Source organism: Streptomyces sp. NPDC127129 (assembly GCF_042671585.1).
GTDB lineage: Bacteria > Actinomycetota > Actinomycetes > Streptomycetales > Streptomycetaceae > Streptomyces.
In genome coordinates this window covers 180,007-202,309 of sequence record NZ_JBHXTV010000013.1, presented here as the reverse complement: position 1 = coordinate 202,309, position 22,303 = coordinate 180,007, and the positions used below count along the sequence as shown (strand labels likewise).

General features: G+C 74.0%; 12 protein-coding genes. All 12 read left to right on the top strand.

Annotated elements, in window-relative coordinates; genetic code table 11:
- Positions 1 to 62: 62 nt before the first annotated feature.
- On the top strand, positions 63 to 848 hold the full coding sequence (locus tag ACFVGW_RS24950; RefSeq protein WP_385853536.1) for a hypothetical protein: 786 nt from the start codon (positions 63 to 65) through the stop codon (positions 846 to 848).
- Positions 845 to 3,238 (top strand): hypothetical protein, encoded by a 2,394-nt coding sequence (locus ACFVGW_RS24945; RefSeq protein WP_385853535.1) that lies wholly within the window; start codon positions 845 to 847, stop codon positions 3,236 to 3,238. Before ACFVGW_RS24950 ends, ACFVGW_RS24945 begins: the two co-directional genes overlap by 4 nt.
- Positions 3,235 to 4,662: a hypothetical protein gene (locus ACFVGW_RS24940; protein WP_385853534.1), complete on the top strand. Its 1,428-nt coding sequence runs from the start codon at positions 3,235 to 3,237 to the stop codon at positions 4,660 to 4,662. The genes ACFVGW_RS24945 and ACFVGW_RS24940 overlap by 4 nt, the downstream gene beginning before the upstream one ends.
- Complete coding sequence (locus ACFVGW_RS24935) at positions 4,659 to 5,234, top strand: Pycsar system effector family protein (RefSeq protein ID WP_385853533.1); 576 nt, start codon at positions 4,659 to 4,661, stop codon at positions 5,232 to 5,234. The genes ACFVGW_RS24940 and ACFVGW_RS24935 overlap by 4 nt, the downstream gene beginning before the upstream one ends.
- A gap of 6 nt (positions 5,235 to 5,240) precedes the next feature.
- The gene (locus ACFVGW_RS24930; RefSeq protein WP_385853532.1) at positions 5,241 to 7,778 is read left to right on the top strand and encodes a VWA domain-containing protein; all 2,538 of its coding nucleotides are present in this window, start codon (positions 5,241 to 5,243) and stop codon (positions 7,776 to 7,778) included.
- Between the two features lie 37 nt (positions 7,779 to 7,815).
- Entirely contained in the window at positions 7,816 to 11,172 is a 3,357-nt protein-coding gene (locus ACFVGW_RS24925; protein WP_385853531.1) for a tubulin-like doman-containing protein, read from the top strand.
- Positions 11,169 to 13,634 (top strand): hypothetical protein, encoded by a 2,466-nt coding sequence (locus ACFVGW_RS24920; protein WP_385853530.1) that lies wholly within the window; start codon positions 11,169 to 11,171, stop codon positions 13,632 to 13,634. Before ACFVGW_RS24925 ends, ACFVGW_RS24920 begins: the two co-directional genes overlap by 4 nt.
- A complete protein-coding gene (locus ACFVGW_RS24915) occupies positions 13,631 to 15,832 on the top strand; it encodes a hypothetical protein (RefSeq protein WP_385853529.1) in 2,202 nt (733 codons plus the stop codon). The genes ACFVGW_RS24920 and ACFVGW_RS24915 overlap by 4 nt, the downstream gene beginning before the upstream one ends.
- The gene (locus tag ACFVGW_RS24910) at positions 15,832 to 18,234 is read left to right on the top strand and encodes a hypothetical protein (RefSeq protein WP_385853528.1); all 2,403 of its coding nucleotides are present in this window, start codon (positions 15,832 to 15,834) and stop codon (positions 18,232 to 18,234) included. The genes ACFVGW_RS24915 and ACFVGW_RS24910 overlap by 1 nt, the downstream gene beginning before the upstream one ends.
- Before the next feature lie 60 nt (positions 18,235 to 18,294).
- A complete protein-coding gene (locus tag ACFVGW_RS24905) occupies positions 18,295 to 19,527 on the top strand; it encodes an arginine deiminase (protein ID WP_383227684.1) in 1,233 nt (410 codons plus the stop codon).
- 113 nt (positions 19,528 to 19,640) lie between these two features.
- Complete coding sequence (gene argF, locus ACFVGW_RS24900; RefSeq protein WP_385853527.1) at positions 19,641 to 20,648, top strand: ornithine carbamoyltransferase; 1,008 nt, start codon at positions 19,641 to 19,643, stop codon at positions 20,646 to 20,648.
- Between the two features lie 138 nt (positions 20,649 to 20,786).
- Entirely contained in the window at positions 20,787 to 22,268 is a 1,482-nt protein-coding gene (locus tag ACFVGW_RS24895) for an amino acid permease (protein ID WP_385853526.1), read from the top strand.
- Positions 22,269 to 22,303 lie beyond the last annotated feature (35 nt).

Here is a 22,303-nt window from a genome sequence, read left to right as displayed (position 1 = left end):
ATCGCCGGCCGCCGCGCGCGGCCAGGCTTGACCCGTCACCACGGCACACACAGGGAGTCCCAGTGAGCAGTGCGGGAGCGAGCGCGGGTGCGATCCACCGGCTGGTCGTCTTCGGCGACGCCGTCGGATCCGGCACCTTGGGCATGGACGCGAAGAAGCTGATGCGCTCCGCCATGTACGGGGCGTTCGGCGAGGCGTACGCCGCCATCGGCGTCGAGCCCGGCGCCGTCCACCAGGAGGACCGGGGCGACGGCATCCTCGGGGCGCTCCGCCCCGACGTACCGCCGACGTTCGTCGTCGGACGCTGGATCGACACCCTGTACGAGAGTCTGCGCGAGCACAACGCCGGGCGCCGCGACCGGCTGCGGATGCGGGTCGGCATCAACGCGGGCCTGGTCCTGGAGGACGGCCACGGACTGGTCGGACGGGCGGTCGACCTCGCCTGCCGGCTCTGCGACAGCCCCACGGCCAAGCAGATCATGACCGACGCGCCCGACGCCGACCTGCTCGTCGTCGTCTCGGACTGGCTCTACGCCAACGTGGTCGTCGAGGGCGGCCGTTACGTCGAACCGGCGCACTACCGGCAGGCCCGGGTGCGCTCCAAGGAGACCGACGAGACGGCCTGGTTCCACATCCCCCGCAGGCCGGAGCCGCCGCTGTCCGGCCCCGGCGCGGGGGATCCACGGACGGGCGGTGGGCCGGCGCGGGGGGACGGCCCACCGCCCATCGAGAGCCGGCGCTACCACGCGGGCCGTGACGTCAACGTCTTCGAGGGCAACACGATCCACGGTGGTTTCACCGGCATCCGCAACGACCGCTCCGCCTCCCGCGACGAGGGGGAGGCATGAGCGACGACGACGCGGCGCACGAGGACGCACGGGACGAAGGACCGTCGGCCGGCGGTGCCGGCGACAGGCCGGACGGGGACCGGGCCGGCTCCGACAGGGCGGGATCCGACCGGGCCGGTTCCGACCGGGCCGGTTCGGACAGGCCGGGATCCGACCGGGGCGACGGGGCGGGCGAACAGCAGCCCGAGGCCAACCCCTTCGAGCGGGCGGGACGCAGCCCGGTCGACGGTCCCGGCGGCACCGGCGGGGCCGGCACCGCCCGCGCCGCCCTGCGCACCCTCGCCCGACAGCCGGCGAGCCGTACCTACGAGATCGGCGGCGACGGCCAGATCTTCGAGGGCAACCAGTGGATCACCCAGTTCTGGGCGGGCACCCGTCCCGACCTGGTCCAGGGCGCGGTACCGCAGGAGACCCTCCTGCACCTGGACGAGGTGTACCGCGAAGTCCCCGGCTACGCGCGGATGAAGGCTCTCCTGCGCGGCACCCGCCTCCTCGTCCTCTGCGGCGAACCCGGCAGCGGCCGCAAGGCCACCGCCCTCGCCCTCCTCTCGGAACTCACCGGCCACCGGGTCAACCGGCTCGACCCCCGCCACCGCGTCGACGAGATCGACACCGACGCCCTGGAGCGGGGCTGCGGCCACCTCCTGGAACTGCCTCCCGACGACGGCCCGGCGGAGCACGAGCCGCACCGGGGCCACGACGAGAACCGCGACCGGGCCCGCCGAGCCGGCCGCACCCGCGTACGCCTCTCCGAACTGCACCTCGACCGCTTCAGCGAACAGCTGCGCGGCCAGGAGGCGTACGGGGTCGTCCTCGTCGAGAGCGGCGACCTCGCCGACCGGCTGCTGCGCGGACGGTACGGGATGTACTGCCCGCCGCCGCCCTCCGACGAGGTCCTCCACCGCCATCTGCGGACCCTGCTGCGGGGCGAGCCCGAAGGAGCCCTCGACGGGGCGCGGGCGCTCGCCCGCCGCGCCGACGTGACCAAGGCCCTCGGCCTCGACGCACTGCGCCCCCGCGAGGCCGCCCGGCTCGCCGACCACCTGGCCCGGCGGCAGAAGGAGGAACTCACCGACGAGGAACTTCTGGAGGACTGCTCGGCGTTCGTCCGCGCCCAGGCGCGCTCGTGGTTCGCCGGCGCGGACCGCCCCGGCACCCTGCCCGAGGCGCTGCCCGCGCTCAACGCGACGGCGTTCCGGATCGCCGTCGCCGTCTTCGACGGCTCGGCGTACAGCATCGCGGCCGAGGCCGCCGAACTCCTCACCTGGGAGCTCAGCACCACCCTCGACCCCGAACAGCCCGCAGGGCGCCGCCTGTTCGGCACCCACGGCGACGCCCGCCCGGTCCTCGCCCGCTCCGTCCTGGAGGACGGCGAGCTCGACCTCGGACCCGCCAAGGTCCCCGTCCGGGCCATCCGCTTCCAGGGCGACGCGCTGGCCACGGCCGTACTCGCCGAGATCTGGCACGGCTACCACAACGTGCGCGGCCCGGTCTCCCGCTGGCTCCGCACCCTCTGCCACGACCCCCGCCCCGAAGTGTGGGTCCGGGCCTCCATCGCCGCGGGCGTGCTCTGCTCCTGGGACTGGATCTACGGGTTCGGCGAGCTGATCGCCCCGCTGGCGGCGATGGACACGCCCGTACCGCGGATGGCCGCCGCCACCGCGCTCGCCGAGGCCGCCCGCAACCCGCGGGTGCAGCCGGCGGTCGTCGCCGTGCTGAAGGACTGGGCGAACGACGACGCGGAAGAACTGCGCGACACCGTCCTGCTCACCCACGGCTACGTGCTGGCGGCCGGGACCGTCAAGGGCTCGCTCGACGCCCTCGCCCGCGTCGTGCGCGGCCGCGAGGCCACCGACGTGGACGTCATCGGCACGGCCTCGTTCAGTGTCGTCCGGCTGCTCGCCTCGGGGGAGCCGGAGACGGTCACCCGACGGATGACCGAGTGGCTCCGGGACGGCCGGATCAATCTGGCCAACCTGGTGCTCGTCTCCATGCTCAACACCCTGACGTTCCGCACCACCCACCTCTGGGGACTGCGGGAGGTGCCCGAGCTCGAACCGCACGCCGCCCGGCCGCTGCTCGTCGCCCTCCTCGCCACCCGGCCCGGCCTCGCGCCCCACCTCGCCGCGCTGCTGCGCCACACGCTCAGCACCGCGCGCTCGGGAGAGGCGGCCCTCGAAGGCCTGGGGAGCCTGCTGCGCCGAGCGGCGAAGGACGAGGAGGCGCTCGACCACGTGTGCCGGCTGCTGCCGCTGCTCGGGGTCGGCCGCAGGGACCGCGACCGGCTGCGCGGACTGCTGAAGGAACTGGTCGGCGACCGTGACCGGCCGATGGACAGGCGCGCCGCGGGCCGGATGTGGGACGCCGTGGCAGAAGGAGCGGACCGATGAACGACCCCCGGAACCAGAACGGCGGCCTCGGCGCGGGGCGTGACCAGGGGAAGCGCGACGCGGGGAAGCGCGACGACGGCACGAGCGGTCGGGACAGGGCCGACCGGGGAAAGGACGATCCGGCGAAGGGTGGTCGGGCGAGGGGCGGTCCGGCGAGCGGAGGTACGGCGAGGGGCGTTCAGGGGGAGCGCGAGAAGAGCGCGGGCCCGCTGATCCGGGAGGTCCCTCCCCCGTACAAGCGGACCAGCGGCGGGGTCGCGGCCGTGCTGCTCTATCGCAACGGCGGTCACCGCGTCATGTGGCCCGACCGCACCGAGGACACCGACAAGCCCATGCTGGGCTCGCCGTACACCGTCTTCGAGGTCAGGACCGGCCGTCACGTCACCGAGTTCGAGCTGAGCCTGCCCGCCTCCGGCGACGGCGTCTTCTTCAAGGCCGCCGCGCGGGTCCTGTGGGAGGTCGCGGACCCGCATCTCGTCGTGTCCCAGCAGGTCTGGGACGTCGCCGAGCTGCTCCGCGACGACCTTCTGGACGGGCTGCGCGCGGTGTCCCGCCGGTTCCGGCTCACCGACGCCCAGCGCGCCGACGAGGCGGTACGCGACGAGCTGAGCTCCGGGCGCTTCAGCCTCGGCGGGGACCTCGGACTGCGCACCAGGGTCCTCGTCTTCATCGACCTGGACGACACCATCAAGGAGGAGATCGGCAAGCGGGACAGGGTCAGCGTGTCCATGCAGGTCGACGAGCGGGAGATCGAGCAGCGGCGCGTCAAGGAGCTGGGTGAGCGCCGGCTCGTCGCCGAGCGGGCCCGCGACCTCGAAGAGCTGTTCCGGCGCGGCGACCTGGCGCAGATCGCGCACCACATGGCGATGAACCCCGACAAGCAGTGGGACATCAGACGCGAGCTGCAGCAGGAGAAGCGCGAGGGCCAGGCCGACTTCCTCGCCGTGTTCAACCGGCTCCTCGACACCGGTGTCCTGGAACGGCACGACATCGGCGAACCGATGTACCAGGTACTGGAGTTCCTGCGGGAGAGCACGGGGACGGTCCTCGACGGTGTCGCCGGCCACGTCCTCAACCCGCCCGGCCCCGCGCGCGGAAGGGCGGCCCTGGACAGTGCCCGCCCCGAGCCCGTCCTGCCGCCCTGGCACGACGACGCGCCGGAGTCCCGGAGCGAACCGCCCTGGGAGGACTCGGAGCGCGAGGACCGCGAGGAGGAGGACCGGCCGGTGTACGAACCGACCCGCGTCCAGTCGTCCTCGGAACGCGACCGCGACGACCGCGCCCGCCGCCGCCACCGGGACTTCGACGACCGGGACGCGGACGACCGGCGGTTCGACGACCGCGACGACCGGGGCCGAGGCGGCCCTGATCGCGGATCCTCCCGCCGCCCCAGCTCCGACTTCGACGACTGGGACACCGAATGACCGCACCGCCCCCGATCCCCACCCCCACCCCGACCCCCGTCCCCACCCCCACCCCGACCCCGACCCCGACCCCGGCCTCCGCTCCCGAGGCCGCGCCCGTCCCCGGCACGGACGACCTCCGGTTCATGGCCGAGCGGCTCCTGACCACCGTCCGGGAGGACATCGGCAGGGCCGACACCAAGGCGGCGATCCTGCTCTCCGGCGCCCTCGCCTTCCTGGCGGTGGTGTTCTCCCGCGACAGCGGTCCGCTGCCCTCCTCCGGCGCGGGTCTCGCCCTGCTGCTGGTGGCCGGAACGCTGTGGACGGCCGGGGTCCTGATGCTCGTCTCCGTGGTCCTCCCGCGCACCCGCGTCGGGGCCGACCGCACCCTGCTGCGCGAACTGACGGCGGGGACGAGCCCCGAAGCGCTCCGCGACCGGCTCACGGCGTCACGCGGTGACGCCACCGACTGGCTCCTCGAACAGGCGAGCGTGCACGGTGTCGTGCTCGCCGCGAAATACCGATGGCTGCGGCTCGGCGTCTGCGCGCTCGCGCTCGGCGCCCTGCCGGCCCTCTTCAGCGGACTGTGGTGAGAGACAATGCAGTGGAGACACACCGGGGGCGTTCTGCTCCTCGCCGGGGCGCTGCTCGCGCTCCCCGGCCCGCTCGGCGGCGCCCTCGGCCCCCACGCGGCGGCGCCGTGGAGCCCCACGGCCTCGGCGGCCGCACCGGCCGACGGCCCCGACCCCATCGACTTCGCCGTCGTCGTCGACCAGTCCAAGAGCCTGGCCGACAAGGACCTGGCCCTGGAGACCGAGGCGGCCGCCCTGCTCAGCCAGGGTGAGATATCCGAGCGCTCCCGGGCCGCCGTGATCGGTTTCGGTAGCTCGGAGGAGGCGGGCCAGTCCCCGGTGCACGAGGTGTGCCCGCTGACCGTCGCCGACGCGGCGGGCCGCCAGCGCCTCAGCGACTGCGTCCCGCAGCTGACCCGCCGGGACCCCGCCCGCATGGGCCCCGGCACCGACTTCCCGGCGGCGATCCGCCAGGCCGTCTCCCGGCTCACGGAGGACGGCCGTACGAACACGCCCAAGGTCGTCTTCCTCCTCACCGACGGAAAGCTCGACGTGGGCGACAGCCCCGAGTACGGCTCCGACAAGGCGAGCCGGCAGAGCAACGGCGAGAAGCGGCTCGCCGACGAACTCGCGCGCGCCAGGGCCGCGTCCGTCCAGATCTGGCCCCTGGGCTTCGGCGGCGAGATCGACCGGGACGCGCTCACGGCCATGGCCGAGGGCGGCTACCGCGGCAGCTGCGCCGACGTGCCCGGCGCCGTCCCCCGGATGCGGGTGGTCGACACCGCGGCCGGCATCGACAAGGCGCTCCAGGAGACGTTCGCGGCCGCACGCTGCGCCCGGATCGCCCACGGCACGGTCGGCAAGCCGCCGGCCGACCTCTCCGTCACCATCCCGCCGATCGCCACCGACGGCTCGCTCACGGTCGGCAAGCACGACCCGAAGGTACGGGTGACGTACTACGACCCGAGCGGCCGCAAGGTCCCCACACAGGGCGAGTTCGACGGCTCCACCTTCGAGGTCAGCGGCCAGGACGGCCCGGTGGAGGCGCTGCGCGTCAAGAACCCGATGCCCGGTCCCTGGCGCGTCCACATCGAGGCGCCGGAGGGCCACCGGGACCGCGAGGTCGCCGTCCGCGCGATCTGGCAGGGCCGGCTGCGCTCCGAGGTCGTCCTCGACCCCGCCTCGCCGCGCGCCGGCGAGGAGGTCGTCGTGGCCGTGCGGATGCAGACCCGGCGCGGGGTCGTCATCTCCGACCCCGGGCAGTTGGAGGGAGTGAAGGTCTCGGCCGTGCTCAGCGGCGCCGGGTTCAGCCCGGTCACCGTCGCCCTCACCGACGACGGGCGCGCGCCGGACGCCCGCGCGGGCGACGTGCGGTTCACGGGCAGGGCGACCGTCCCCGCCACCGCCACCGGCGACCTGGAGCTGGTCACGGACATGGCGGCGCCCGGGGTCACCTCCGACCGCCGCCCGCTGCACGCCCGTACGGCCGAGGGCACGTCGGCGGTCACCGCCGGGATCACCGTCGACCGGGTGACGGTCCACCCGGGAGACACCGTGCGGGCCACCCTGAACGTCACCAACAACGACAGCGTCCCGCACAGCCTGCGCCTCGCTCTGGCGGACCAGGCGGCCGGATCGGAACTCACGCTCTCCCGGACGGCTGTCACCGCCGAGGCCGGCCGGAGCAGCCGGTTCGACTTCACGGTCGCGGTCGGAGCCGGCACGCCCGTCGGCGAACTGGGCGGCCGCCTCGCGGTCCTGGACACCGGGGACGCCGACCGCACCCTCGACACCGCCTTCCTCGACGTACGGGTGGAGGCGCCGCCCACCTGGTGGGACCTGTGGTGGTGGGCGGTCGTGACAGGAGCGGCCCTCCTCCTGCTGGCGGGGACGGTCATCGCCGTCCGGCGCGCGGCGGCGGGGCGCCTCAAGGACCTCACCGGCGTCCGGCTCGAACTCCTCCGTGACGGCACCCTCCTCAGCTCGGTCACCGTCCGCAGGGGCCAGAGCCCGGGTGGCGAGTACCTCTTCACGATCGAGGAGGCGCGCGGGGCGGCCCCGGCGCTGCGCCGGGCCCGCAGCGCCACCTCGGCCCACCGCCTGCGCCGGACGGGAAGCGGCGAGATGCTGCTGCGTCCGCACGGGGGAAGGGAGTTCGGCCTGCGCCCGGGAGTGCCGGCCGGGCTCGACGCCTTCGAGTTCGTCGCCGTCGGCGGCGGCGGGCGGCGCCCGGGCCGTACCGACGGCACGGGGCGCGGCACGGGACGGACGGACGGAACCGGACGGACGGACGGCACGGGCCGGCCCGCGGGCCCGAGCCGCCCACGCGGTGGCGGCGGTAACGGCGGTGGCGGATGGCGCGACCGCTTCCGCCGCGGCTCCGCCGCCCCCGGCGAGCGCGGCCGGGACCGGGACCGGAACGGAGACCGGGACCGAGCCGGAGACCGGGACCGGGACCGAGCCCGCGAACAGGACCGGGCGCGTGACCGGAGTCGTACCGCAGGCGCCGACGAAGGCCGCGCCGAGCAGCCCGCACCCAGCAGCCAATGGGACCCGAACTTCTGAACCGGCCCACGCACGACGGGTCTCCAAGGGAGAGAACATGAAGATCTACCAGCCCATGCTCTTCGTCGGCCTCGGCGGCACCGGCGGACGCATCGGCAGCGAACTGGAGCGGAGTCTGCGCAGAGAGCTGTGCGGCCCGGACGGCACCGACCTCGTCGACGGGGGCAAGAGGCTGCCGTTCCAGCTCCCCGAGTGCCTCCAGTTCGTCTACGCCGACTTCAGCGAAGGCGATCTGCTGCGCCAGCCGCAGTTCCGCGCCAAGGGGGCCGAGAGCCAGGCCTTCGCCCGTACGTCCAGGATGGTCCGCGACCTGCTGCCGGCCGAGTTCGACTCCTCGCCCGACGTGACCCGCATGCTGCGGATCGCCCTGCACGAGGAGACCCGGTCGTGGCTGCCGCCCCAGGCCCGCCAGCCCCGGGTCGCCCCGCTGCACGACGGAGCGGGCCAGCTGCCGACGGTCGGCCGTGCCGCGCTCTTCGCGACCATGCGCTCCGGCCTCGAACCGGTCCTGCGCCAACTGCGGGAGGCCATCAGCGCGATCGGGACCTCCGCGGGCGACCTCCAGCGGGTCGGCGGCGGCCGGATCCGGGGCTGTGACGTCTTCGTCGCCTTCTCGGTCGCGGGCGGCACCGGGGCGGGGATCTTCTACGACTTCCTCCACCTCATCGGGCACGAGTTCCGCAACGCCAAGGTGCGCGGGGTGAAGATCTACCCGCTGGTCGTCATGCCCTCCGCGTTCCCGCCCGAGGCGGGCGGCGGCCGCGAGGCCGAACTGAACGCGGCCCGCGCTCTGGTGGACCTCTCACGGCTCGTCGACGACCAGAACGTGCCCAACGCCCTCGACGAACTCGGCGACGTGCAGCAGCGGGGCCGGATCAGCGTCCACTACCCGGGCGAGGGAGTCGTCGCGCTGCGGTCCTCCACCGTGCAGACCGCGTTCCTCTTCTCCAAGCCGGCCGTCATCCGCCCCGAGGACCTGCGCCGCTCCATCACCGCCATGGTGATGTCCCTGATCGGCACCGAACTCGGTGAGGACACCGGCGGGAACAGCCGGGGCGACGACGACTACCAGTCCTTCGCCGCGAGCTTCGTCAACAAGAGCGTGGAACGCTCCACCCCGGCCCGTACCGGCATCGGCTACCGCGGCATGTCCACCAGCCTCGCCGCGTCCCTCACCGTGCCGATCGACGACCTCGCCGAGATCGTCGCCGCCCGCCTCCTCGCGCAGGCCGTCCGCGGCATGACCGAGAAGGCCCGCAGGCCCGCCACCGAAGCCCCCGATCTCGTACGGGAGCTCTTCAACCGCTCCGGCGTCGGCCGCCTGTGGACCCGCGAGGGCCTCGACGTGCCCGTGCCGGAGGAGGTCCCGCGGGGCGGCCGGGCCATCACCAAGGCGCTCAACGACCGGCTCGGCGACATGGAGGACTCGCTCGAACGGCTCGCGGGCAATCTGGAGCGCGAAGTCCCGCGCCTGGTGGAGGAGTTCAAACCCGGCGCCGGAGCACGTGAACTGCTCGACAAGGTGGGCCCCTTCCAGCTGGAGGCCGTCCTGAACGGGCTGCCCGGCCACCCCGACCGGGTGGCGAGGGAGGGGTTCACCGGCATGCTCGACAACCGGCGGGACGAACCCGAACGGCCCGGCCACATCCAGGCCACGGCGCCCGTCATTCCGCACATCAAGCGCAGCGCCGCCGGGCTCGTACCGGCCCGGTGGGGCGATCCCGACGTCCAGGACGCGCTCCACGACCAGGACGACTGGTACCGCTGGCGGTCCCGGAAGCTGTGGCACAACGGCTGGCAGGAGGGCGAGCCGCAGTGGCGGGACCCGCTGCACCGGATCGTCCACGACCTCGGCGAACTGACCAAGGCGCTGCGCGCCCACGAGCAGGACGAGGGCCGGCTCTTCGCCGACCGCAGGCGCGAGCTCTACCGCGACGACCGCACCGGCGTCGCCTACCTCCTGCCGCCGCAGAACAGCCTGCGGGCCTTCTACGACGACGTCCTCGACCGGCTCGCGCAGAGCGAGCGGCTGCCCGAGAACGTCGACGCCGCCACACTCCTGGGCAGGCTGGTCCGGCCCGAGGACTGGCGCTCCGCCCTGGACGCCGTCCGCCGCTCGCCCGGCGCCCCGGTCAAGGAGATCAAGCAGGTCGTCGAGCAGCGCGTGAAGCGGCTCTTCGGCGAGGCCAACGAGGACCGGTACACGCGTCCGCTGCTGCCCTCGATGGAGCTGCTGCTGCGCGCCGCCTCCGGGGACGAGGCGGCCGAGTCGAAGATCGACGTCCGCTGGCTGGAGCAGTTCCGCTCCGGGCTCGCCGGGCTGCTCCCCGTGGGCTTCAGCCCGGACGGCGGCGGCCCCCTGAAGATCCTCATCGTCCATCCGGCGAGCGAGTCCGACTCCCGCGCGGCCGACTACCTCTCCGAGGCGCTCAACCTGCCGCCGGGCGCGACGCAGGAGTACCGGGCCGTGGACACCGACTCCATCACCGTCGTCCTCTTCCGCAGCGGGATGAACCTGACCGACATCTCCGAGGTCCGCGGTGTCCTCAAGCTCTGGGCCGAGGCACGGGAGTCGGCGGGCGAGGACGACTTCCTGCACTGGCGGCAGCGGCTCGGCTACCGGGACGACTGGCTGGTCTCCACCGAGGAGGACCGGCAGCGGATCCTGCACCGGCTGCTGAACGCGATGTGGAACGGCCACATCAGGATCCAGGGACCCGCCGACTCCCCGGAGCTGGTCCGGATCCGGCTCCAGGAGGGCGAGTCCGCGACCATGTCCCTGCGCCTGGAGGGCTTCGACGGAGCGCTCTCCAGCTGGGCCGGGCTGCTGCGCGCGTACGAGCAGTGGGCGCTGCTCGACGAGGGCGAGATCATCGAGGTGTTCTGCGAGCGGCTCATGAAGTCCCTGCCCCGGGGGCTCGGTCACGTCCCGTCGGAACCGTCGCCGCTCTTCGTCCACCTCATCGAGAAGGTCGTCCCGCACCAGCTGGTGCTGCTCGACCGGCTGGGCGACGAGTACGAGGAGAGGGACGCGGAGTGGCTGATGCCGCTGCGGCACTTCTGGACGGAGACGTTCCCGGCCGCCATGAAGCGGCGGTTCTCGGGGGCGGGTCATCCCGTACGGCCCAGCCTGCAGGCCCTCTTCGACCGGTACGTCCAGGGCCGGGCGCAGGCGGCGGAGCAGGCGGTGCGGCCGGCGCAGGCGCAGCACGCGGAGCCGCCGGAGCCCGTGTTCCCGGCGGCGTACCACCCCGAGCCCGAGCCGGCGTACCACCCCGAGCCCGAGCCGGTGCACCACCCCGAGCCCGGGGCCGGGACGGCGTACAAGCCTGCGCCCGCGCAGGCGCCCGAGGACGTCCGTTACCCCTGGGACCTGGACGGTGAGGAGGAGTGAGCCCCCGCGCGACCCCTGAGCATCCGGTACCCGGCAACGCCGTGTGCCTCGACCTGAGGGCACCGCTGCACGACCCCGACGGCGTCGTCCGCGCCGCCCTGGACGTTCCGCAGCCCATGGGCGACCGCCGCTTCCTCGTCGTCGACGACGCCGACCAGCTCGTCGCCCACCAGCTCCTCCACGAACGCCTCTCGTCCCACGGCCCTGCGCGGATCGTCTGCCTGGCCGTCGGCACCCCGGGGCAGCGCAGCCTGCGCCGCTCGCTCACCCTGCGCCCGCGCAACGCCGGGGTGCTCTGGGTGCTCGACGACCCGGACGACGCCGCGCTGCGCCCGCTCGTGGACGTCCTCTCCGGGCCCGAGGTGTTCAAGGCCGTGCTCGAAGCGCTCGCGGGCGTCGTGCACGGCGTGGCCGTCCCCGCCGCCCGGGTCCTGGAGCACGACCTGACCGACGAGGCACGCGCGCGCTCCTGGCGGCAGGCGGTGGAGGGGCTGGCCGGACCGGACGTCCCCGCCCAGGCGCCCGCCGCGAAGGGCGCGCCCGCCGAACTCGCCGCGCTCCTGGACGAGTCCGTCCCGCCCTCGCTCGCCGATCATGTGTGGCTCCCCGCCCACGGACGGGCCGGGGGCCTGCTGCTCACCTGCGAGGAGGCGCTGGACGACGCCGTCGAGGGCTACACCCGGGTGCGCGGCCCGGCCGGGTTCCTCGCGGCCTCCGGCCGGTCGCCCGACCTGCCGGGCGACATCGAGCGGCTGGCCGACTGCCTGCGCCGGTTCCGTACCGCCGTCGCCGACGCGTTCACCGCAGCGGGCGGCTCCCGGCTCACCGCCGAGCACCGGGGCCATCTGCGCGACCGGGGCGTCGAACTGCCCGAGATGCCACGGGAGATCTCGCGCGCGGGGATCGTCCCGGCCCTGCGCGACCACACCTACGAGCTGATCGGCCGAGGGCTTCCGCTCCGCTCGGTCGCCGCGCGGCTGGCCGCGCTCTCGACGCGTACCGCTCCGGCGGGCAGCGCCGCCCGGCTCGTCCGGCTCGACGAGATCTGCTCCACGGACGAGGTGAACCGCCTCGCCGCGCAGCACTTCTTCACGGCCGGCGGCTCGCGTCCCGCGGCCGCCGCGACGACCGGGGCCCTCGCCTTCCTCGCCGGCCTCTGGCCGCTGCTCGGCTGGGCCCTCGGTCCCGCCGTCGGTGTGCTGGCCGCCGTCCTCGCCCATCTCATGCAGCGGCGCAGGCCCAACCGCTCGCCCGACGGCCGGCTCGACGGAGGCGGGAACACGGGCACCGCGCCCCGGCTCGCCGGCGGCCTCGTCGGCGGCGCGGCCGGAGCGGCCGTGGGCCAGGCGCTGGGCCTCCCGCTCTGGGCGGGCGCGGCAGCCGTGACGGTGGCCGTGGCCGTCGTCCTCACACTCGCCCTGAGGGACTGGACGCGGGCCGTGGACGACTGGTGGGCCCGGGCGGACCCGGAGCGCGCCGGAACGGTACTGAGGGAGATCCACCAGCTCGTGATCCGGACCGCCGTGCACGACTGGCTCTTCGCCGACGTGCGCCACCACTGCTCGGACGGTGCCGGGGCCGTCGCACGGCTGCTGCGGAGCCTGGCCACGACGGCCGACACATACGCGTACGGAACGGCCCGGGAGCACGCGTACGACTCCGGACCCGAACGCACGGGACCCGTGCCGAGCGGGGAAGCTGCCTGGAGCTGGCAGGACTGGGACGACAGCGCGGGCGACGACCTCTGGTCCGACGGCCCGGCCCTCTCCGACGGTCCCGGTGTCTCCGACGGTCCCGGTCTCTCCGGCGGACCGGACGATCCCGACCCCTGGGCGCGGAAACCCGCCTCCTCCGCCCCCGTCCCTCCGCCACGGTCGGGCCTGGCGTCGTCGTCGCCCGCCTGGCTGGAACGCCGGCACGGCGACGGCGGTCCCGCGCTCGTGGACACCCTCGTCGCCGACCTCGTCGAGGGCACCGTCCGTATTCTCGACGGCTGTTGGGCGGGGATCGAACGCGATCCGGCCAACGCCGGCCGGCTGCCGCTCGACGAGCGGCTGACCGAGCTGCTCGACGAGACCCGCGTCCGCCTGGAGCGGGACGTCGCGGCCTCCCCGCCACCCGGCGGAGCGACCCGGCGCGAGCGCCCCGACGCGGCACGGCTCACGGGCGTCGCGCCGGACGCGGTCGCCCGGCTGATCGCCGACGACGACCCCGACCTCGCGGTGCCGATGTGCGGACCCGAGCACCTGCGGCTGCTCTCGCACGACCCCTCCTCCGTCCGCCAGGTCCGCTTCGTACCCGAGTCGATGCGCCGCGGCGCGACGGGCGACGACATCTGGCGGGGCACCGCCGAGGACGTGGAGTGGACGGGCGGGGGACGCCACGCCGGTGTGCTGCGGCTCGTACCGCTGCGCCCGGACGTGGTGCGCATCGTCAGGGCCGAGGAGGCGGGGGCGCCATGACCGACACGCAGGCGACACGACATCCCGGCCCCTACGAGGAGTTGGAGTTCACCACCCATCTGGAGGAGTCGATCCGCTTCGCCGTCCGCTACGGCGAGGACCGCAGACCGCCCGGGCGCCCCGGGGTCCTCGCCCGCGAGGTCACCCTGAGCGCCGGATGGCCGGTCCTGCAGTTCCGCCTGCCTACCTCGGCGCAGGCGGACCCGCACGCGTACGACATGCTCGAACGGGAGGTCGCGGCCGCCGTCGCGATCGAACGGCGCTACGGCTCCGAGAAGTTCGGGGAGGTCTTCACCCGGGTCGTCGGCTTCGACCTGGGGTGCGCGGAGCCGTTCGTGCTCTACCGGCTGCCCGTCGGCGCCCCGCTCGCCGAGTGCGCCGGACGCCTCGGGGGCGACGAACAGCAACGGGTCGTCGCCCAACTCACCCTCGCCGTACGCCTCCTGAGCGAACTCGAACTGGTACACAGGGCGATCGCCCCCGACACCGTGCGATGGGACGGCACCCATGTGCGGCTGGGCGAGCCGTACGCGGCGCTGCGCGACGGGGAGGCGCGCGCGGTCTTCGGCACCGCGCCGTGGGCCTCGCCCGAACAGCGCGCGGGCCGCGGAACCGCCGACACCCGTGACGACCTCTGGTCGGTGGGCCGCATCGGATACTTCCTCCTCTCCGGTCGGCCCGACCGGGGTGACGGGCCGCCCGAGGACCTCGGCGACTACCGCCGGCTCGCGGCGCTCGAACACAGCGGGCTCTTCGCGCCCGATGCGGCCTCCCGGCCGTCGCCCGCCGAGCTGCTACGGCTGCTGCACGTCCCCGATCCGCTCGCCACCGCCGTCGGAGCCGCCGATCCGCTCAGCCGGGGCCGCGCCGAGTTCGACGCCCAACTGGCCCGCAAACGGGAGGCGTCGGCGGCCGCCGGGGCGACGGCGCCGGACGCGGCGGGCGCCGGGACGCAGGATGCGCCCGTACGGGAGGGCCCGCGCAACCCCTACGACCTGGTGCCGCCGAAGCCCTCGCTGCGGGCACGGATCCGCGCCGGCCTCGGTGTCGCGGAGGGGGCCGACCGGAACGCGCCGCCCCCCGCACCGGCGCCGGCTCCCGTCCCTGCCGCGCCTCCCGCGACGCCGCCGTCCCGCGCGCGGATGTGTCCGCACTGCCTGCTGCCCGTGGAGTACGACGAGAGTCTGCTCGTCACCATCGACGCCAAGGGCAACCGGATCCCGCTCGACCTCGGCGCCGAACACCGGCCCGCACACGTGCGGGAGATCCTGCGCAAGGCGTACCACCTGTGCCCGCACGCCGGCCCGGGGGACGAGGCGCACGAACTCCCCGTCCCCTACCTCACCAACGGCGACCCGCTCTCCATCGCCTTCGTCGGCAGCTCGTCCGTGGGCAAGACCCACCTGCTGGCGGCCATACTCGGCGAGGTCGAGCTCGGCGGCCTGGAGCCGTACGGCCTGAAGTGCCTGCCGCTCAACCCCGACGCCCACCGCACCTACCTGCGGGAACGGGTGCAGAGCCTGCAGCAGGGGCGGCAGCTGGGCCGCACCGTCCAGCAGACCTTCGCCCGGTTCGCCGACGGGCTGCTGGTCTCCGTGCGGGGTGCGACACCCCGGCCCGTCGTCTTCTTCGACCTCGCGGGCGAGGACCTCGCCCAGGACGGGGAGGTGACACGCTTCCTGACCGGCGTCGACGCCTTCGTCTTCGTCCTCGACCCGCTGCGGGCGCTGCGCATGCCGTCGCTCGACGCCGTCCGCGAGCAGGACGGCCTGCCCCGCCGCGACCTGGGCGACGAGGCCTTCACGACCGTGCTCAACCGGATGGAGCGGCTGGGCAGCGGACTCGTCGGCGCCCCCGCGGCGATCGCCGTCAACAAGTCCGACCTGGTCCGCTTCGAACCCGCCGTCGACCGCTGGCTGGGGCGCGCGATGCCCCCGAGGGTCGACCGGGAGGCCCTGCGGGCCGAGAGCCGGGACGCCTACGCCTTCCTGGCCCACCACGCGAGCCGCGCCTGGCTCAAGCCCTTCGACGACTGCGCCCGCTGCACGCTGCACTTCGTCGCGGCGACCGGCGGGCAGGCGAGGGGAGACCGGTTCCCGCACGGGGCCCGGTCCCGCCGGGTTCTCGCACCACTGCTGTCCGTCTTCGCCATGTGCGGGCTGCTTCCCGAGGCGGATCCGAGCGAGGGGAGAGGCTGATGGCACGGTCGAAGGACGAGGCGGACCAGATCGTCTTCCGATGGGACAGCGAGAACGAGGTGGGCAGCACCGGCTTCGGCCCCGTGGCGTGGTCGGGGCCGCGGGGCGAGGTGGAGGCGCTCTTCCGGATCTACGGGACGCTGCTGCGGGCGAACGGTGAGGAGACGTGGCCCGCGCTCCTGCGCGTGGAGCAGCTCGCGGGCGTCGTACTGATCCGCCGTGCGCCGTTGCGGGAGGCCGGCAGGCGCGAGTCGGTCGTGTGCCACGCGCTCGTGGGGTCTTCGGAGCTGCTCGACCCGGCGTTCTGCCTCGGGCTGCACGCGTGGGAGTGGGACGGGGCGGAGCTGCCGTCGGGGCTGGTGCGCGGCGCACTGCCCGTCGTACCGAGGGAGGTGCTCGCCGCCTCGGCCGGGACCGGGCAGCGGGCGCTCGACCTGGCCCTGCCGAGGGTGGAGCCGGAACTCACCGGAGCGGTCGCGGAGTTGCTGCGCCATCCGCAGGCGAGGTTCACGCTCCTGGACGAGCGGGGCGACACGGCCTGCGCGGTGCTGCGGGGGCTGCACGGGATGTTCGGCACCGTCCCGCGCCCGCGCCGCTGGACCTTCGCGAGCCACGACACGGCGGAACTGACCTCGCTGCGCTTCGTGTTCGTCGGCCAGTGGTCGGGGGCGGCGAGCAGGAACACGGAACGGCGCCGCGTGGACCCGCTGGAGCGGGTCGGCGACCGGGCGGAGGAGCTCGCGGCGCGGCTGGTCCACCATCACGTGCGCGGCGGCCCGGAGAACCCGGTGGCGACGGCCCTCCGCGAGGTCCCCGGCGCGGGTGACCTCCCGCTCATGGAGCGGGCCGAACGGGCCCTGAAACGCCTCGACGGCGCGGCGGCGACCACCCGCGCCCGGCGCGCGGACACGGGCACGTGGGAGCCGGCTTCCGCCGCGGCGGCCCCCGTCCACGGCGACACCTGGACCCCCCGCCCCGCCGCCCCTGAGGACCGCCCCGCCCCCGACGCGTACCGGGAACCCCCCGAGACGCCGGTCGGGCCCCTGGAGCGGGATGCCCGGGACCACCGGGATGCCCGGGACCTTCGGGATGCCCGGGACCTTCGGGATGCCCGGGACCACCGGGACCACCGGGACCACCGGGCCCCCCAGGACCCTGCCGACCCGTACCACCCGGCCACGGGGACCGGCAGCCTGTACCGCGACACCCCGACGCCCCGCGAGGATCCGCCCCGGGAGGCCCGGAGCCTGTACCGCGAAACCGACACCCAGGAAAGGCCGCCGGTACCTCCGGAGGATCCGCCCCGGGAGATTCCCGGCACTCCCGGCACTCCCGGCACTCCCGGCCTGTACCGCGAGCCGCCCGCCCCCGAACCGCCCCGCGAGGCTCCGAGCCTTTACCGCGACGCGCCCGCGCCCGCCCACGCCTCGCCCCGAGAGGTTCCCGAAAGGCCGTCCACCCCGCCCCGCGAGGCACCCGGGCCCGCCGTCGGTCCGGGGCCCGCGCCCGTGGCCACGCCCGTGGCCGTGCCCCTGGCTGTCGTGCCGCCCGCGTGGCGGGGGCCCAAGGGCGGGCAGGGCTGGTGGCGGGCGGTCAGGTCGTGGCGGCGGCGCGGCAGGCCCGTCGAGACCGGGCTCGTCCGGTGGGTCACCGACGGGACGGTGGACGCGGTACGCATACGGGCCGCCGGTGACGCCGAGCTGCTCGCCGCGCTCCGGGGGCGCTCCCCGTACCCGGTCACCACCCTCCTCATGCACGAGGTCGCGCGTCGTCTCCCCACCTGGCCCCCGCCCCTGCGCCGCGAGTTCCGCGATCTCGTCCTCGCAGGCGAGCTGTTCGTGACGGCCCCGGGCTCCGCCCAGCCCGGCGGACCCACCGAGGCCGAGCGCGCGGCCAACGCGGCCGCCCTCCACCGCTGGGCCGTGCGTCCCCTCCTCGACGAGGGCGACCGGCCCGCGGCCGGCGTTCTCGTGGCGCTGCTCTCGGGGCTGCGGACGAGCGACGTGCCTGCCGCCCGCGGCGCGTACCGCCAGATCGTGGAGGGCGAGCGCCCGGGGCTTCCCGAGGAGGTCTGGCAGGCGCTCCTCCACGAGGCCGACACGGCCCCGCTCCCGCCGCCCCCTCCACCGTCACCCCTTGCGGCCCCGGCGACGACCCCGCCGCACGCGGCGGCCCCCGCGGCCCCGGCTCCGGTACCCCCGCCGCCGCACCCCGCTCCCGTACCCCCCGCTCCCGTACGCCCCGCTCCGCCGTACTCCGCTCCGTCGCACACGGCCCCGGCGCACCCCTCTCCGACGCCCCCGCGCGAGGCCTCCGGCAGTGACGCCCGGCTCGTCGCCCTGACCCTCGTCGCCGTGATCGTCACCCTCCTCGCCGTCATCGTCGCGTACTCCGTGACGTGACCTGACGTGACGTGAGGGGAGAACCACGCACGAGCCGCCCGGCTCCGTCAGGATGGACGCATGGGATTCCATGTCGATTCCGAGACCGGGCGGCTCCGCCGCGTCATACTGCACCGGCCCGATCTGGAGCTGAAGCGGCTGACACCCTCCAACAAGGACGCTCTCCTCTTCGACGACGTGCTCTGGGTCCGCCGCGCCCGCCAGGAGCACGACGGCTTCGCGGACGTTCTGCGGGACCGGGACGTCGAGGTCCATCTCTTCGGGGACCTCCTGCGCGAGACCCTCGAACTGCCCGCCGCCCGCAAGCTCGTCCTCGACCGGGTCTTCGACGAGAAGGAGTACGGTCCCCTAGCCGCCGACCACCTGCGCGCCGCCTTCGACTCCCTGGACGCCACCGCGCTCGTCGAGGCGCTCGTCGGCGGCATGACGAAGCGTGAGTTCCTGGCGGCGCACCGCGAGCCCACCTCGGTCCGGTTCCACGTCATGGACCTGGACGACTTCGTCCTCAGGCCGCTGCCGAACCACATCTTCACGCGGGACACCTCCGCCTGGATCTACGACGGCGTCTCCATCAACGCGATGCGCTGGCCCGCCCGCCAGCGCGAGACGGTCCACTTCGAGGCGATCTACAAGCACCACCCGCTCTTCACCGGCTCCGAGGCGGGAGAGTTCCACCTCTGGTCCGAGGGCCAGGCCGACTACCCCTCCACCATCGAGGGCGGGGACGTCCTGGTCATCGGCAACGGGGCCGTCCTGATCGGGATGAGCGAGCGGACCACCCCGCAGGCGGTGGAGATGCTGGCCCGGGGGATGTTCGCGGCCGGCTCGGCCCGGACGATCATCGCCCTCGACATGCCGAAGCGACGCGCGTTCATGCACCTCGACACGGTGATGACGATGGTCGACCACGACACCTTCACCCAGTACGCGGGGCTCGGCATGCTCCGCTCGTACACGATCGAACCGGGCGACGAGGGCCAGTCGCTGCGGGTCACCGACCATCCGCCCGAGCACATGCACAGCGCGATCGCCGCCGCGCTCGGCCTCCAGGACATCCGCGTCCTCACCGCCACGCAGGACGTCCACGCGGCGGAGCGCGAGCAGTGGGACGACGGCTGCAACGTCCTCGCCGTCGAGCCCGGTGTGGTCGTGGCGTACGAGAGGAACGCGACCACCAACACCCATCTGCGCAAGCAGGGCATCGAGGTGATCGAGATCCCGGGCAGCGAGCTGGGGCGGGGGAGGGGCGGCCCGCGCTGTATGAGCTGCCCGGTGGAGCGCGACGCCGTCTGAGGAACGGGTCGGGTAGACGAGTGTGCGGCGTCACTGTATAGCCATACTGATATACGTATACACTTCCAGTCGCTGACATGTTCGCCGTCCCCGACCGTATCCAGGAGCGCCCCATGGCCACCGATCTCATCGGCCGCCACTTCCTCAAGGAGCTGGACTTCACCGCCGACGAGTTCCGCGGCCTGATCGACCTGGCCGCCGAGCTGAAGGCGGCCAAGAAGGCGGGCGCCGAGGTCCAGCGGCTCCGGGGCAGGAACATCGCCCTGATCTTCGAGAAGACGTCGACCCGGACGCGCTGCGCCTTCGAGGTCGCCGCGGCCGATCAGGGCGCCTCCACCACCTACCTCGACCCCGCCGGCTCGCAGATCGGTCACAAGGAGTCGGTCAAGGACACGGCCCGCGTTCTCGGCCGGATGTTCGACGCCATCGAGTACCGGGGAGACAGCCACTCCAAGGTCGAGGACTTCGCCACCCACGCGGGCGTGCCCGTGTTCAACGGCCTGACGGACGACTGGCACCCCACCCAGATGCTCGCCGACGTCCTCACCATGACCGAGCACACGGACAAGCCCCTGGACGCGGTCACGTTCGCCTACCTCGGCGACGCCCGCTTCAACATGGGCAACTCCTACCTGGTCACCGGCGCCCTCCTCGGCATGGACGTGCGGATCGTGGCGCCCGAGGCGTACTGGCCGGGCGCGGGGATCGTCGCCTCGGCCCGCGCGCTCGCGGAGAAGAGCGGCGCGACGATCACCCTCACCGAGGACGTCGCCGAAGGCGTCCGGGGCGCGGACTTCGTCGCCACCGACGTCTGGGTCTCCATGGGCGAGCCCAAGGAGGTCTGGGACGAACGGATCGCCGACCTCGCGCCGTACTCCGTGACCATGGACGTCCTGCGCGCGACGGGCAAGGCGGGCGTCAAGTTCCTGCACTGCCTGCCGGCCTTCCACGACCTCGGCACGGCCGTCGGCCGGGACATCCACGCCCGGCACGGTCTGACCGAGCTGGAGGTCTCCGACGAGGTCTTCGAGTCCGAGCACTCCGTCGTCTTCGACGAGGCGGAGAACCGCATGCACACCATCAAGGCGGTCCTTGTCGCCACCATGGCCGGCGTCGAATAGCGATACGTCCGATTGGGGGTATATGCGCTCCCGTGGTTACCATCGGATCGAATGGTGGGGTTCGAGCTCGCTCGCTCGGACCCCACTCGCGCGTCCGCACCCGGTGCGCCCTGCTCGACCAGAGATGAGAACCTCCGCATGTCCCCGTCCGCGCCGCGGATCAAATCCCCCCAGCAGCTCATCGCCGAATCCGGCGCGGACCTCGAAGGCCACGGCCTCAAGCGCACCATGGGCCTCTTCCAGCTCGTGTGCTTCGGCATCGGCGCCATCGTCGGCACCGGCATCTTCGTCGGCCTCTCCGACAGCGTCGCGGAGGCGGGCCCGGCCGTCGTCGTCTCCTTCGTCCTGGCCGCGATCACCTGCGTGTTCACCGCCTTCTCCTTCGCCGAGCTGGGCGGTGCGATCCCGGTCTCCGGCTCCTCCTACTCCTTCGCGTACGCGAGCCTCGGCGAGCGGGTGGCCTTCCTGGTGGGCTGGTGCCTGCTCCTGGAGTACGGCGTCTCGGTCTCCGCGGTCGCGGTCGGCTGGAGCCAGTACCTGAACGAGCTGCTCGACAGCCTCGTCGGCCTGCGGCTGCCGGACGTGGTCTCCGCCGGACCCGGCGACGGCGGCGTGATCAACCTGCCCGCGGTCGTCGTCATCGCGCTGGCCGCCGTCCTGCTGGTGCGCGGTGTCCGGGAGAGCGCCCGGGCGACGGCCGCGATGGCCGTTCTCAAGATCGGGATCCTGATCGTCTTCCTCGCGGTCGGCTTCACCGCCTTCAAGGACGGCAACCTCGCGCCGTTCGCGGCGCACGGCGCCGCCGGGATCACCGCGGGGGCGTCGCTGGCGTTCTTCTCGTACATCGGCTTCGACGCGATCACGACCGCAGGCGAGGAGGTCAAGAACCCCCGTCGCAACATCCCGATCGCGATCCTCGTCTGCCTCGGCGTCGTCACGGTGCTCTACGGTGCGGTGGCGCTCTCGGCGATCGGCGCGCTGGGCGCCGACGACGTCGCCGGCCGGCCGGCCGCGCTCTCGCTCGTCGTCGACCAGGTCACCGGGTCGGCGATCGGCGGCGGGATCATCGCCTTCGGCGCGGTCGTCGCGATCGCGTCCGTCGTCCTCGCGGTGATGTACGGGCAGACCCGGGTCCTGATGTCCATGTCCCGTGACGGACTCGTCCCCCGGGTCTTCGAGCGGGTCTCCCCGAAGAGCGCGACCCCCGTCGCCAACACCTGGATCGTGGCCGCCGTCTTCGCGGTCCCGGCCGCGTTCTCCTCGCTCGACGTGGTGGTCGGCCTGACGACCATCGGCACGCTCGCGGTCATGGCCGTCGTCAACATCGCGGTGATCGCGCTGCGCCGCCGGAACCCGGAGCTGTCCCGCTCCTTCCGGGTGCCGCTCTACCCCGTCAGCCCGGTGCTCGGCGTCGGCTTCTGCCTGTACCTGATCTGGGGCACGGGCTGGACGACATGGATCCAGTTCGCGGCCTTCCTGGCCGTCGGCGCGCTGGTCTACACGCTCTACGGCCGCCACCACTCCCGCCTGGCCCAGCCCACCCCCACCGCCCCGCCCGCGACCGACGACACCGCGACGGCCACGCCCGCCACGCCCGCGCCCGACACCGTCCGGGCCTAGGGTCTGCCTTTCGGATCAGGCCGGATCAGGGAGCG